This is a genomic window from Flavobacterium sp. WC2421, assembly GCF_040822115.1.
GTDB lineage: Bacteria > Bacteroidota > Bacteroidia > Flavobacteriales > Flavobacteriaceae > Flavobacterium.
In genome coordinates, this window is the sequence record NZ_CP162004.1 from 3,644,039 (window position 1) to 3,657,794 (window position 13,756).

At 33.4% G+C, this 13,756-nt stretch carries 13 protein-coding genes; 9 read left to right on the forward strand and 4 right to left on the reverse strand.

The window, feature by feature from the left end:
* Positions 1-16: 16 nt before the first annotated feature.
* The 5 genes from AB3G33_RS15530 (at position 17) to AB3G33_RS15550 (ending at position 5,913) form a co-directional block, all read left to right on the forward strand.
* Positions 17-1,525, forward strand: a complete 1,509-nt coding sequence (locus tag AB3G33_RS15530) for an FMN-binding glutamate synthase family protein (protein WP_367771293.1) — start codon at positions 17-19, stop codon at positions 1,523-1,525.
* A gap of 401 nt (positions 1,526-1,926) precedes the next feature.
* Positions 1,927-2,505 carry a non-canonical purine NTP diphosphatase gene (locus tag AB3G33_RS15535; protein WP_367771296.1) on the forward strand — a complete coding sequence of 193 codons (579 nt, stop codon included), beginning with the start codon at positions 1,927-1,929 and terminating at the stop codon, positions 2,503-2,505.
* Positions 2,506-2,709: 204 nt separating this feature from the next.
* Positions 2,710-4,641, forward strand: coding sequence for a DEAD/DEAH box helicase (locus tag AB3G33_RS15540; RefSeq protein WP_367754466.1), 1,932 nt, complete (start codon positions 2,710-2,712; stop codon positions 4,639-4,641).
* An 88-nt stretch (positions 4,642-4,729) separates the two neighbouring features.
* The gene (locus AB3G33_RS15545; protein ID WP_367771299.1) at positions 4,730-5,497 is read left to right on the forward strand and encodes a carboxypeptidase-like regulatory domain-containing protein; all 768 of its coding nucleotides are present in this window, start codon (positions 4,730-4,732) and stop codon (positions 5,495-5,497) included.
* Between the two features lie 77 nt (positions 5,498-5,574).
* Positions 5,575-5,913: a DHCW motif cupin fold protein gene (locus AB3G33_RS15550; protein ID WP_367771302.1), complete on the forward strand. Its 339-nt coding sequence runs from the start codon at positions 5,575-5,577 to the stop codon at positions 5,911-5,913.
* Between the two features lie 256 nt (positions 5,914-6,169).
* Here the strand turns inward: AB3G33_RS15550 and AB3G33_RS15555 are convergent, their stop codons facing one another.
* Entirely contained in the window at positions 6,170-7,633 is a 1,464-nt protein-coding gene (locus AB3G33_RS15555) for an aminoacyl-histidine dipeptidase (protein WP_367771305.1), read from the reverse strand.
* A 101-nt stretch (positions 7,634-7,734) separates the two neighbouring features.
* On the opposite strand from AB3G33_RS15555, the gene AB3G33_RS15560 reads away from it, so the two are divergent.
* Complete coding sequence (locus AB3G33_RS15560) at positions 7,735-8,805, forward strand: DUF3810 domain-containing protein (protein ID WP_367771308.1); 1,071 nt, start codon at positions 7,735-7,737, stop codon at positions 8,803-8,805.
* A gap of 99 nt (positions 8,806-8,904) precedes the next feature.
* On the opposite strand, the gene AB3G33_RS15565 is transcribed toward AB3G33_RS15560, so the two are convergent.
* On the reverse strand, positions 8,905-10,209 hold the full coding sequence (locus AB3G33_RS15565) for an NAD(P)/FAD-dependent oxidoreductase (RefSeq protein WP_367771311.1): 1,305 nt from the start codon (positions 10,207-10,209) through the stop codon (positions 8,905-8,907).
* A 258-nt stretch (positions 10,210-10,467) separates the two neighbouring features.
* On the opposite strand from AB3G33_RS15565, the gene AB3G33_RS15570 reads away from it, so the two are divergent.
* Complete coding sequence (locus AB3G33_RS15570) at positions 10,468-10,962, forward strand: RNA polymerase sigma factor (protein ID WP_367754478.1); 495 nt, start codon at positions 10,468-10,470, stop codon at positions 10,960-10,962.
* A gap of 5 nt (positions 10,963-10,967) precedes the next feature.
* Positions 10,968-11,600, forward strand: a complete 633-nt coding sequence (locus AB3G33_RS15575; protein ID WP_367771313.1) for a hypothetical protein — start codon at positions 10,968-10,970, stop codon at positions 11,598-11,600.
* A gap of 38 nt (positions 11,601-11,638) precedes the next feature.
* Here AB3G33_RS15575 and AB3G33_RS15580 read toward each other — a convergent pair whose 3' ends face one another.
* Together AB3G33_RS15580 and AB3G33_RS15585 are read right to left on the reverse strand one after the other, a co-directional pair.
* Positions 11,639-12,448, reverse strand: coding sequence for a lysophospholipid acyltransferase family protein (locus tag AB3G33_RS15580; RefSeq protein WP_367771316.1), 810 nt, complete (start codon positions 12,446-12,448; stop codon positions 11,639-11,641).
* Positions 12,449-12,569: 121 nt separating this feature from the next.
* Entirely contained in the window at positions 12,570-13,217 is a 648-nt protein-coding gene (locus AB3G33_RS15585) for a CoA pyrophosphatase (protein WP_367771320.1), read from the reverse strand.
* Positions 13,218-13,312: 95 nt separating this feature from the next.
* On the opposite strand from AB3G33_RS15585, the gene AB3G33_RS15590 reads away from it, so the two are divergent.
* Positions 13,313-13,747 carry a DUF4268 domain-containing protein gene (locus tag AB3G33_RS15590; protein WP_367771322.1) on the forward strand — a complete coding sequence of 145 codons (435 nt, stop codon included), beginning with the start codon at positions 13,313-13,315 and terminating at the stop codon, positions 13,745-13,747.
* Positions 13,748-13,756: the final 9 nt, after the last annotated feature.

Genomic DNA, 13,756 nt, shown 5'->3' on the forward strand with positions numbered 1-13,756 from the left:
CTAAAATCATCTTCACATGAGAAAAAAATTTTTTGTTTTTGTAACTATCGCTTTCTTACTATCCATGCTATTCTATATCTATTTCAATACAAGTCTAGTAATATCAATCGTTTTATTATCACTCTTATTTATTGGGTTCCTTAATAGTTTACAACACAAGCATGCTATTTTACGAAACTTCCCTGTACTGGGATATTTTAGATATCTATTTGAAATGATAGCTCCCGAAATTCAGCAATATTTTATTGAAAGAACAACAGACGGCAAACCTTTTTCTAGAAATGAACGTTCCCTTGCCTATGAAAGAGCCAAAAATATTGATGCTACAACCCCTTTTGGGACGCAATTAGACATCAACCAATCTAGTTATGAAGGGATCAAACATTCTATATTTCCAGCAAAAGTTAATCATGAACTCCCAAGAATAACGGTTGGTGGCCCAGATTGCAAACAACCTTATTCCGCTTCTTTATTAAATATTTCAGCCATGAGTTTTGGCTCATTAAGCGAAAATGCCATTGTTGCACTTAATAAAGGTGCCCAAAAAGGGGATTTTTATCACAATACTGGTGAAGGTGGATTAACTGAATTCCATTTACAAGGTGGAGATGTTACTTGGCAAATAGGTACTGGATATTTTGGATGCAGAACTAATGAAGGAAATTTTGATGCAGAAAAATTTACAGAAAAAGCCAATAATCCTTTTGTAAAAATGATTGAAATAAAACTATCTCAAGGAGCAAAACCTGGACATGGCGGAGTTTTACCTGCCGCCAAAAACACAGAACAAATAGCCAAAATAAGAGGCGTACAGCCACATACCACCATACTTTCACCGCCTAGTCACACTGCTTTTAACAACCCTGAAGGCTTAATACAGTTTATAGCTCAATTACGTCAACTATCTAACGGAAAACCTATTGGTTTTAAACTATGCATTGGTCAAACTAGTGAGTTTGAATTAATTTGTCAAGAAATGATTTTACAAAATTGCTTTCCCGATTTCATAACCGTTGACGGTGCCGAAGGAGGAACTGGAGCAGCACCACTAGAATTTTCTGACGGTGTAGGAATGCCATTTGAACCCGCACTGATCTTTGTAAACAAAACATTAATCAGTTTAAACATCCGCGATAGAATACGGGTAATAGGAAGTGGCAAAATTATTTCAGGATATTCTATCCTTAGGGCTATTGCAATGGGCGCTGATATGTGCAATAGTGCCCGTGGGTTTATGTTTTCATTAGGCTGCATACAGGCCTTGCGTTGCAACAACAATACTTGCCCTACAGGGGTAGCTACCCAAGATAAAATGCTAATGAAAGGATTAGTTGTAACTGACAAATCTGAAAGAGTGTACTACTTCCATAAAAACACTTTACATGCGGCTAATGAACTTTTAGCGGCAGCTGGTAAATCCAGTTATAATGAAGTTGATAACTCAATTTTTATGCGTGGAGATGAATTTACGAAACTATCTGATCTCTATTTTCCAGATAACTTAACGAATGTCTCTCGTTTTTAATAAAAATAAAAGAGAATCATTTTATTTATACCCTAAAAAAAAGGAGGGCATCTATAGCCCTCCAGTTGTCAGTTCTGATTTACCATTATCAACTCATACCTCTAACAGTATAGTTGACTATTGCGTTTTTTATCTTATGTGAAGATTAAAAATACACAAGTAATTAATCAAAACCACATAGTAAAGATACATCAAAACACCTTTTAAACCCATGTAAAACAGTTATTTAACCTCATTTTAACTCATTCTGTTTTAAAATTACATAAATGACAGCCATTTAATACAAAAACACTAAAGTGTGCACCTAATTCATTTTCAAAAAAAGATAAACCACAGATATGTAAAACCTACATACTTTTAAATAATAGTATCTTTGTTTAAAACAATTAAAAGATTAAAATATGCAACTTGTTTTCGCTTCCAATAACAAAAATAAAATAAAGGAAATACAACAATTACTACCAGCTACAATACAATTGTTAAGTTTGGAAGACATTGGTTGCCATGAAGAAATTCCTGAGACTGCAGATACTATTGAGGGAAATGCAATTTTAAAAGCAAACTATGTCACTCAAAAATATGGTTATGATTGTTTTGCTGATGATACAGGACTTGAAGTAGAAGCCTTACATGGTGCTCCAGGAGTGTATTCAGCCAGATATGCAGGTGAACAAAAAGATTCAAACGACAATATGAATAAACTGTTGACTGATTTATCAGGGAAATCGAATAGAAATGCACAATTCAAAACGGTGATTACTTTAAATAAAGATGGAAAACAACAACTATTTACAGGAATTGCTACAGGGAAAATTACTGAAGAAAAATGGGGTGACAAAGGATTTGGCTATGATCCCATTTTCAAACCAGAAGGGTATCAGGAAACTTTTGCTCAACTATCATCAGAAATAAAAAACAAAATCAGTCATAGAGGAAAAGCAACACAACAATTAATTGCCTTTTTAATAAACAAAGAATAATTGTTTGAAATACAACATTTTTTATTCAAAATTTTAAATTTCGAGCAGAAAAATAGCTCTTATAATTATAAATCATAACCCCAAAACTCGAAAGCAAAATATAACTTTCTGATAATCAAATAATAATAAAACATTAAAACTTAAAATAGCATTAGTTTATCTGAATTATAAACAGTAATTTTGCACCCTATTTTAAAAATACATATGAATAAATTTGAACAATTAGGATTGAGTGAATCGTTACTGAAGGCGATTTTAGATCTAGGATTTGAGAATCCGACCGAAGTACAGGAGAAAGCGATTCCCCTATTATTGGAAAAAGACACAGATATGGTTGCGTTGGCTCAGACAGGGACAGGGAAAACGGCAGCATTTGGATTTCCAGTTATTCAGAAAATTGATGCCAACAATAGAAATACACAAGCATTGATTTTATCTCCAACACGCGAATTGTGTTTGCAGATTACCAACGAAATTAAAAACTACTCTAAATACGAAAAAGGTATTAATGTGGTAGCAGTTTACGGTGGAGCTAGCATTACGGAACAAGCGAGAGACATTAAGAGAGGAGCACAAATTATTGTAGCTACTCCAGGAAGAATGCAAGATATGATTAATAGAGGTTTGGTAAACATTTCTCAAATTAATTTTTGTATTCTAGACGAAGCGGATGAAATGTTGAACATGGGATTCTACGAAGACATCGTAAACATCTTATCAACTACTCCAGACGAAAAAAACACATGGTTGTTCTCTGCAACAATGCCTGCTGAAGTAGCACGTATTGGAAAACAATTCATGAAAGACCCTATCGAAATTACTGTAGGAGCTAAAAATTCAGGTTCTGCAACAGTTTCTCATGAGTTTTACCTTGTAAATGCTCGTGACCGTTACGAAGCTTTGAAACGTTTAGCCGATGCTAATCCAGACATTTTCTCAGTAGTTTTCTGTCGTACTAAACGTGACACACAAGCTGTAGCTGAAAAATTAGTTGAAGATGGATACAGCGCTGCTGCATTGCACGGAGATTTATCTCAAGCGCAACGTGATGGTGTTATGAAATCTTTTAGAGGAAGACAAATCCAAATGCTTGTAGCTACTGATGTTGCAGCACGTGGAATTGACGTTGATAACATTACTCACGTAGTGAACTACCAACTTCCTGACGAAATAGAAACTTATAATCACCGTTCAGGTCGTACTGGTCGTGCTGGTAAACTAGGTACTTCTATTGTTATTGTAACTAAAAGTGAATTGCGTAAGATTTCTTCTATCGAAAGAATCATCAAGCAAAAATTCGAAGAAAAAACAATCCCATCTGGAATTGAAATCTGTGAAATCCAATTATTACACTTAGCGAATAAAATTAAAGATGTAGAAGTTGATCACGAAATTGACAACTACCTTCCTGCAATAAACAATGTTCTTGAAGACTTAACGAAAGAAGAGTTAATCAAGAAAATGGTTTCTGTTGAGTTCAATCGTTTTATCAACTATTACAAGAAAACTAGAGATATTTCTAATCAAGCTTCAGGTTCTGAAAGACGTGATCGTGATGATAGAGATGGTGCTCCAAGAGAAAATAATAATGGTGGTGCAACAAGATATTTTGTGAACATCGGTTCTAGAGATAACTTTGATTGGATGTCATTAAAAGACTACTTGAAAGAAACTCTTGACTTAGGTCGTGATGATGTTTTCAAAGTAGATGTAAAAGAAGGATTCTCTTTCTTTAACACGGATCCAGAACATACTGATAAAGTAATGGAAGTATTGAACAACGTACAATTAGAAGGACGTCGTATCAATGTTGAAATTTCTAAAAATGACGGTGGCGGAAGACGTGACCATAATGGAAGAAGTTCAGGTGGAAGTTTTGGTGGAGGAAGAAGTTCTGCTCCAAGAAGAGAAGGTAATTTTGCTCCAAGACGTGAAGGTTCAGGAGGTTTTAGAAGCGATAGAAATTCAGCTCCAAGAGAAGGTGGTTTCAGAAGCGACAGAAACTCTGCTCCAAGAGAAGGTGGATTTGGTGGAAGAAGTTCAGCTCCAAGAGGAGAAGGATCTTCTGACAGAGCACCTAGACGTTCTGAAAGTTTCGGTGATTCACCTAGACCAAGAAGACCAAGAAGAGACTAACATTTATTGTTAATTTTCTGATAATTATATCTGAGAACTACAAAATATTTAATCCTGTTTTACTACTTTTAAAGTTTTAAATCAGTTTATGAAATATTTTGTAGTTTTCTTTTTTATATTACTTTCCATAACTAGCTCAGCTCAAGTTATCACTCCATCTCAAAAAGTATCTGGTTATATCTATAATGATAATACCAAAAGTCCATTGATTAATGTCAACATAATCAATATCAACAAAGTAAGAGGAGCTCGTACTGATTCTCAAGGATATTTTGAAATTGATGTGCAACCAAGCGACACTCTACATCTTTCTCTTTTAGGATTTCAATCATTGAGAGTTAAAGTAACCAATGACTGGATCAAAAACAAAGTAGCAAAAATCTACCTTACTGAAAAAGCAATTGCACTTGAAGAAGTAGTTATCCGACCATTTAACTTAACTGGTTATCTTGAAGTCGACTCAAAAACAATCCCAACAAACGAAAACTTCCGTTATAGCATTTCTGGATTAACTCATGGTTATGAAGCAGGGGAATATTCACCAAATGCTTTTGGAAGAGTTCTTGGCTCCATTTTCAATCCAGCTGACATGCTTTATAATTTCTTTGGAAACAACCCCAAAGAACTTAAAAAACTTAAGGAAATGAAAAAAGATGATACCGTACGTAATTTATTGGAATCTAAATTTGACAGAGAAACTATTGCTGTACTCCTTGGTGTTGAAAAAAAAGAAATAGCCGAAATTTTGCAACGTTGCAACTATTCCGAAGCCTTTATACAAACAGCAAATGACTTACAAATCATGGACGCTATAAGTGGTTGCTATGAAGAGTATAAAATATTAAAGAAGAAATAATAACACATTTACTTAAAAATAACAATCCCTAATTACTTGTAGTTGGGGATTTTTTTTAACCTAATATACCTATCAACATGTCAAATATACCTTTTCAAACTATTAATTGGGATACCATAGAGAAAACAGAACACAAAGGAGAAAACGGAACTTCGTTTTGGCAAACTTTACAATTAGGAGGGTTACGAATTCGAAAAGTGAGCTATTCTAAAGGGTATCTAGCAGATCATTGGTGTCAAAAAGGGCATATTGTACATTGCTTAAAAGGAAGCTTTATAAGCGAACTGGAATCTGGAAATCAAGTTTCATTATCCGAAGGTGGAACTTATGTTGTCTCAGATGATTTAAGTTCTCATCGTTCTACTTCAATTTATGGAGTTGAATTATTAATCATTGACGGCGATTTTCTAAAATAAAATTCAAACACAATCAATAAATTATATACATTTACTTCAATCAAATAAATTAATAACCGAAAATCTAAATACATATCATGGCAAAAAGTCAAGACGCTAAGAAAACAGCAAAGAAAGAACCGTTAAAAACGGCTAAAGAAAAGAAAGACGAAAAAAGAGAAAAGAAAAACAGTCCAAAAAGAGACTAATTCTTATTAAATAACAAACCCTCGTTTATTACTAAACGAGGGTTTGTTTTAAAATTTATAACTGAAATTTATTTCAACGGAATATTAGCCAAAATGGCTACTAAAAATTTCCAGAATTTCTGAGATGAAGAAATACTTGCTCTTTCATCAGGTGAATGCGCACCATGAATCGTTGGTCCAAAAGAAATCATATCCATTTCTGGATAATTAGTTCCCAGAATTCCACATTCTAAACCTGCATGACACGCTACAACACTAGGTTTTGCTCCATTTTGTTTTTCATAAATAGGAACTAGAACATCTAATATTTCTGATTCAGCATTAGGAGTCCAACCCGGATAAGATCCTGAAAATTCCACTTCACAACCCATTAATTCAAAAGCAGAACGTAAACCGTTTGCTAAATCAAACTTAGCCGTTTCCACTGAAGAACGTGTTAAACATTTAACCGTAAGGTTCCCATCTCCTACTACTACTTTTGCAATATTATTAGATGTTTCCACAAGATCAGCAAAATCAGCACTCATAGCATAAACCCCATTATGAGCTGCATACATTGCTCTAACAAAATAAAATTGAGCAATTGAAGGCATTACTTTAGCAGGAGCTGCTTTTAATTTTTCGAAAACAACCTCAAGATTTGGCTCAGTCGTTTTTAATTCTGTTTTGATATCATTTACAATCTGTTGCATATCAAAAACAAATGCTTCATCATACACTTCAGCAATTACTACTGTTGCAACACTTTCTCTAGGAATAGCGTTACGTAAACTTCCTCCTTGTATTTCAGAAATTTGCAAACCAAAATTATCAAAACCATCAAATAACAAACGGTTCATAATTTTATTAGCATTCCCTAATCCTTTGTGGATATCCATTCCAGAATGCCCACCTTTTAAACCTTTTATCGTAATTTTATATCCAACAGAAGCTTCTGGTGTTTCCTCTTCATCATATTCAGCAGTAGCTGTCACATCAATACCTCCAGCACAACCGATATCAATTTCGTCATCTTCTTCAGTATCTAAATTCAATAGAATTTGACCTTGAAGAATCCCTCCTTTAAGATTTAACGCACCCGTCATTCCTGTTTCTTCGTCTATCGTAAACAATGCTTCGATAGCTGGATGTGGAATATCAGTACTTTCAAGAATCGCCATTATAGCCGCAACTCCAAGTCCATTATCGGCCCCTAATGTAGTCCCTCTAGCACGTACCCAGTCTCCATCAACATACATATCAATCCCTTGAGTATCGAAATCAAAAATGGTATCTCCATTTTTTTGATGAACCATATCCAAATGTCCTTGCATTACTATTGCTTTACGATTTTCCATTCCTGGAGTCGCTGGCTTACGAATAATTACATTACGGATCTCATCTTCAAAAGTTTCTAATCCAAGATTTTTTCCAAAGTCTTTCATAAATTCGATTACTCTTTCTTCTTTTTTTGAAGGGCGAGGAACTGCATTCAAATCGGCAAACTTATTCCAAAGTACTTTGGGCTCTAAATTTCTTATTTCTTGACTCATTTATTATTGTTTGAAGTTTAACATTTTTAAAGTCCAAAGTTACAAAGTTTAAATTCTTTTTCGGTACTAATTGATATTGTAATTATATTTACATTCTATAAATGAATCCTGTGAAACCGAAATACATTTTACCTTTTTTTCTAATTGTTCAAATCATTTTTTTACAAATCATTCCTTTTTACCCAGAATGGATAGAGCAAAACTATAGTAACGGGCTGTACCCTAGTATCGCAGCATTTTTAAGGACTTTTTTAGGAGCGATTCCATTTTCTATTGGAGATTGCATTTATTTTATTCTTATTTTTTTGATTATAAAATGGTTTTGGAATAAAAGAAAATCTTGGAAATTGCAGTGGAAAAATAACATTTTGACTATTCTAAGTTTCTTTTCCGTTTTTTATTTTTTGTTTCACAGCCTTTGGGCGTTTAACTATTATCGTCAACCTCTTTTTGAAAAAATGGCTATTCAAAGAGAATATACCGATGCTGATTTACTTGATTTCACCAAAGCTTTAATAATTAGAACAAATAGTATACAGAGACAGTTAGCCCAAAATGACAGTTTGAAAGTAAAATTTCCCTACACCCAAAATCAGGCATTCCAAAAGAATTTAAATGGGTATAAAAACCTATCCAAGGAGTATCACTATTTTACTTTTAACCAAATAAGTACCAAGAAATCACTACTTAGTTTGCCATTATCTTATATGGGTTTTAGTGGTTATTTGAATCCTTTTACAAATGAAGCACAAGTCAATGATTTAGTTCCTATGTATAATTTTCCTACTACTACCTGTCATGAAATGGCACACCAAATGGGCTATGCCAGTGAAAGCGAATGCAATTTTATAGGATTTATGGCTTCTATAAAAAATGAAGATTTGTATTTTCAATACTCAGGGTACAGCTTTGCTCTGCGATACTGCTTAGGTAATTGGGAAATACGAGATAAGAAAATTTTTAAACAATTACTAAAAACAGTTCACCCTGGAATTTTAAAAAATTACCAAGAAAGTAGCAATTTTAGAAAACAATACCAAAGCCCAATTGAAAGTGCATTCCATATTTTTTATGATAATTTCTTGAAATTAAATCAACAAAAAGATGGGATGGAGAGCTACAGTAAATTCATCAATTTAATGGTAAACTATTACAAAGAAAAAAAACTTTAGTCAGAAAACAAAAAAATAAACTTTCCTTTCTCACTTCAAATCTTTGAATCCTTGAATCCTTGAATCCTTGAATCCTTGAATCCTTGAACCTTAAAAAAACTAAACCTCGTCACTAGTAAAAGAAGTAAAGCTTTTCTTTTTATAAGGACGAATAATTAATCGACCTTCCCGGTCAAAACGAATGTAATTGTACACCCAATTCAAGAAAACTACGGCTTTATTTTTGAATCCAATAAGGGAAAACAAGTGTACAAACATCCATACAAACCAAGCAAATACTCCGCTGAAATGATAATTAGGCAAATCAACAACGGCCTTATTTCGACCTATAGTAGCCATAGAACCTTTGTCATTGTATTCAAAAGGCTGCATCTCTTTATGCTGAATTAACTTTATTATATTCTCTCCTAATAATTTTCCTTGCTGCATGGCAGGCTGTGCCATCATGGGATGTCCTTCTGGGTATTCCTTCGTTTCCATAGAAGCAATATCTCCTACGGCAAATATATTGTCATAACCCTTTACTTGATTGAATTCATTCACCCGAATACGTTCTACTCGCTCAACAAGAGATTGTGCATCTAGACCCGCTACAAGCGCTCCTTGAACACCTGCCGTCCAGATTACAGTAGCCGTTTCAAAAGTTAAATCGGAATTAGTGGTAATGGTGCGTCCATCATAATTAGTTACTCGAACATTTTTCCAAATTGTAACGCCCAAACTTTCTAGAAATTTTTCGGCTGCCAATGATGATTTCTCACTCATTGTATTTAAGATTCGGTCTCCGCTTTGTATGAGGTTAATTTCCATTTTTGCAATATCAAGATCGGGATAATCTTTTTGAAGAATTGCTTTTTTCATTTCGGCCAATGCGCCTGCCAGCTCCACTCCTGTTGGTCCACCTCCTACGAGTACAAAGTTGATTAAGCTATTCTTTTCGGCAACATCTGTAGTCAAAACAGCTTGTTCAAAATTTTCCAGAATAAGAGAACGAATATTGAGTGATTGCGGTATGGTTTTCATAGCCATACTATTGCGTTTTATTTCTTTATTTCCAAAATAATTCGTTTTGGAACCGGTAGCAATAACAAGGTAATCGTAACTCAACTCCCCTATTTCGGCAATTACTTTTTTGTTTTTAGTGTATATTTCTTGAACAGATGTCAATCTAAAATAAAAATTATCATATTCTTGAATTACTTTACGAATTGGATACGCTATAGATCCGGCTTCAAGACCACCTGTTGCTACTTGATACAATAAGGGTTGAAATGTATGGTAATTGTGCTTGTCCAATAAAACTACTTGTACCTTTTTATTTTTTAATTGTTTGGCTAACGCTATTCCTGCAAAACCGCCACCGATAATAACAATTCTAGGTAAAGTTGAATTTGGGATATTCATAATTAAATGCTGTTTCAAATTTGTAAAACTCAAATATACAAAGTTTAGTGTTTGTTGTTCTAAATTACTGCAACTGAAAATGCAATTATGAAAAATAGACGGTATAGATAGCCCCGATAGCAATGGAAATCCCACGCTTTTTTGCGTGGATTGCAATGGATAGCGGGACAAGACTTTATTGTAATTCAAATCATGGTGCTACAAAATAAAAAAGCGGTACTTTGTAACAAAATCTAAATTTAGATTACTAACGTATATATGAGTGAAAATCTAGAACATTCTTTTGTAAAGCAACTGAAGGACAATCAGAATATAATCCACAAGATATGTAGGTTGTATACTGACAACGAAGATGCACATAAGGATTTATTTCAAGAAATCACCATTCAACTATGGAAGGCTTTTCCAAAATTTAGGGGCGATAGCAAATTTTCTACTTGGGCGTATCGTGTTGCCTTAAATACTGCCATTACTTTATACAGAAAAAACAAACGATCGATCGCTACAGTTGAATACGAGAGCCGGCAGCACTTTATCAAAGAAGTCGATTACAACTATGAAGAAGAAGAACAGATTAAGCTCATGTACAAAGCGGTTTATCAGCTCAGTGATATTGAAAAGGCGTTGGTCTTTATGTATCTAGAAGACAAAGATTACCGAGAAATTGCAGAGACATTAGGGATTAGTGAAGTCAATGCGAGAGTTAAAATGAACAGAATAAAAGGGAAATTAAAAAAGATATTAAATCCTTAAGGAATATGAAAGAGCTGGATTTATTAAAAAAAGACTGGAAAAAGAACGAGAATTCTTTTGTTCAGATAAGTGAAATAGAGATTTATAAAATGATTCATAAAAGATCCTCGTCTATAGTAAAGTGGATTTTGATTATTAGCATTTTAGAAGTACTTCTATGGACATCCATTAGTATTCTTTTTAATACTGATGACTATTTTAAAAAAATGGATCATGTTGAATTGATTCCGTTTATGAAGGGAATTACTTATTTAAACTATGGTGTAATATTGGTTTTTATCTATTTATTTTATAAAAATTACATTCAAATTTCAACTACCGAATCTACTAAACAATTAATGAAAACCATTTTAAGAACAAGAAAAACGGTTCAATGTTATGTATGGTATAATCTAGGAATGGCATTGATTAGTTTGATTATCGGGTATATAATTGCTTTGCTATACAATCCCGAGACAAGTGCTTTAATGAGTCAAATTACAAATAGCGGAAAAGTTATGGCTATAACTATTGGCGTTTTAGTTTTAACAACTGTTGCCTTTTTTGGTGTTTTTTGGTTATTTTACAGATTACTTTACGGCATCCTGCTACGCAGATTGTATGCTAATTATAAAGAATTAAAAAAAATAGATTTATAAAAAAAAGAGTTAGCCATGGCTAACTCTTTTTTTTATAATTAATATTCCCACCTACGGAGCTTATTTAATTTTTCCTGCTCTTCTATTTCCTCACACGGAATTACCTTTAGGAAAGACGGATGTTGTTCAATAGCATACTCCACTTTTTCAACAATTTCATCAATTGTATCATTATCATAGTCAATTTCTAAAGGTTCTTTAATTATAAAAGACTGAAGAATTCCTTTCTTTTTCATACGTAGTCCCTTTTTGTCAAATGAACGTCTAAAGCCATCAATTACAATAGGTACCACTATAGGACGGTGTTCTTTTATAATGTGAGCCGTTCCTTTTCGAACTGGCTTAAAAGATTTAGTCGTTCCTTGAGGAAAAGTAATTACCCATCCATCATTTAGCGCCATTTTTATGTTCTCCGTATCGTTAGGGTTTACATCTTTTTTCTCTGTTACATCAACCCCTTTTGCTCGCCAAGTACGCTCTACGGATATCGCTCCAGCATATGCCATAATACGTGGCAACAAACCAGATTTCATTGTTTCTTTGGCAGCTACATAATAGATATTCATCTTCGGTTGCCATAAGTAACATACATTTTTTATGGTATCCTCACGACCACTTAGGCTAGCATTAAAAACATGAAACATAGCTACTACATCAGCAAAGTATGTTTGATGATTGGATATAAAAAGCACATTTGTATCTGGTAGATTCCTGATAATCTCCGAACCTTCAATTTTTAATTCATTAAATCCTCTATAGCGCCTGTGTGTTGCTGCACCAAAAAATCGAATTAACCATTTTTTCAAAAATAGTATATGACCAAAAGGATTTCTCTTAAATAACCCCATAAAAGTGTTTGTTTATTTTTTTGATTTCGGATTACAAACTTACAAAAATTATTTTTGTCGTTTTTTCGAATTGACCCATCTATTGTCAGAAATTATCTCAATTCATTTCTAAGTTAATAAACTAAATTCCATATGCTAAGACTGAATTCAAAACATCTTTCAATTCACTCAGCATCATTGCCGTAGCCCCCCAAACCACTTGTCCTTCTATTTCAAAAGCAGGAACATTAATATCATTTGCATACGAAGTTGAAAGTCTAGCATTAATAATTATTTCATCATTTAGAAAAACGGATAATGGCAGCTCAATTATTCTGGCCACTTCACTAGCATCAGGAACAAAGCAAATTTCCTCACTGCAAATTCCGAAAAAAGGATATACCATAAAATTACTTGGCGGAATATACATAGGTGTAAAAGGCTTTATTATTTTCATTTTTTCAGGAAGGACACCAATTTCTTCATGTGTTTCACGCAAAGCTGTTGTCGAAAAATTTAAATCCTCTTTTTCATATTTACCTCCTGGAAATGCAATTTGTCCAGAATGTACCCCTTCATACGAATTACGAACAATAAGAACCAAATGTGTTATTCCATTTTTAGGATAAAGCAACATCATTACTGCAGCTTTTTTAGCGTTTTTATTCTCCACAGTACTATTTAAGCTTTCAATCCTTTCCATAGGAGCCATTTTCACATGGGAAGCCATAGCGGGAAGTTTCGCTTCTGCTAAATAAGGAACAAATTCTAAAAATGATTGAAAATCCATTATCAAAGTCTATTTTTGCATTCAAATTATTATATAAATATAGTCTAGAAAATAAGATTTCGCAAATTTTCTAAAATCAAATTCAGAGAAACAAAATGTACAGCAAAGAAGAAACTCAAAAATTAAAAAGAGAATTCTGGATCACATTCGCAGAGAAATACCCAAGAAAATGGGTCCTATACGATACCAAAATAAAAGACTTCTCCTTTAAATTTTATGTTGACAATAAAAAAGCACAAGTCTTAATTGACATTGAACCTCGCAATGACGAAAAGCGTACTGCTTATTTTGAAAAAATGGTAGCTTTAAAAAATATTTTAGAAGAGGAATTTATTAAAGATTTGGTTTTTGAAAAAGACTATGTTTTAGAAAGCGGAAAAACCATTAGCAGAATTTGGGTAGAAAAACTAGGTGTAGGTGTAAGTAATAGAAACAATTGGGATGTAATATTTGATTTCTACAACGATAAAATGAGCGCCTTGGAACTTTTCTATTTAGAATATGATGAGTTTATTAAAGATGTAGAATAATTATCTTTA

What these genes read in the sequence shown, in the direction of transcription:
- AB3G33_RS15560 (WP_367771308.1), top strand. Translation starts at nt 7,735, where the DNA reads ATGAATCCTGTGAAACCGAAATACATTTTACCTTTTTTTCTAATTGTT.
- AB3G33_RS15540 (WP_367754466.1), top strand. Translation starts at nt 2,710, where the DNA reads ATGAATAAATTTGAACAATTAGGATTGAGTGAATCGTTACTGAAGGCG.
- AB3G33_RS15530 (WP_367771293.1), top strand. Translation starts at nt 17, where the DNA reads ATGAGAAAAAAATTTTTTGTTTTTGTAACTATCGCTTTCTTACTATCC.
- AB3G33_RS15550 (WP_367771302.1), top strand. Translation starts at nt 5,575, where the DNA reads ATGTCAAATATACCTTTTCAAACTATTAATTGGGATACCATAGAGAAA.
- AB3G33_RS15555 (WP_367771305.1), bottom strand. Translation starts at nt 7,633, where the DNA reads ATGAGTCAAGAAATAAGAAATTTAGAGCCCAAAGTACTTTGGAATAAG.
- AB3G33_RS15565 (WP_367771311.1), bottom strand. Translation starts at nt 10,209, where the DNA reads ATGAATATCCCAAATTCAACTTTACCTAGAATTGTTATTATCGGTGGC.
- AB3G33_RS15575 (WP_367771313.1), top strand. Translation starts at nt 10,968, where the DNA reads ATGAAAGAGCTGGATTTATTAAAAAAAGACTGGAAAAAGAACGAGAAT.
- AB3G33_RS15535 (WP_367771296.1), top strand. Translation starts at nt 1,927, where the DNA reads ATGCAACTTGTTTTCGCTTCCAATAACAAAAATAAAATAAAGGAAATA.
- AB3G33_RS15570 (WP_367754478.1), top strand. Translation starts at nt 10,468, where the DNA reads ATGAGTGAAAATCTAGAACATTCTTTTGTAAAGCAACTGAAGGACAAT.
- AB3G33_RS15580 (WP_367771316.1), bottom strand. Translation starts at nt 12,448, where the DNA reads ATGGGGTTATTTAAGAGAAATCCTTTTGGTCATATACTATTTTTGAAA.
- AB3G33_RS15585 (WP_367771320.1), bottom strand. Translation starts at nt 13,217, where the DNA reads ATGGATTTTCAATCATTTTTAGAATTTGTTCCTTATTTAGCAGAAGCG.
- AB3G33_RS15590 (WP_367771322.1), top strand. Translation starts at nt 13,313, where the DNA reads ATGTACAGCAAAGAAGAAACTCAAAAATTAAAAAGAGAATTCTGGATC.
- AB3G33_RS15545 (WP_367771299.1), top strand. Translation starts at nt 4,730, where the DNA reads ATGAAATATTTTGTAGTTTTCTTTTTTATATTACTTTCCATAACTAGC.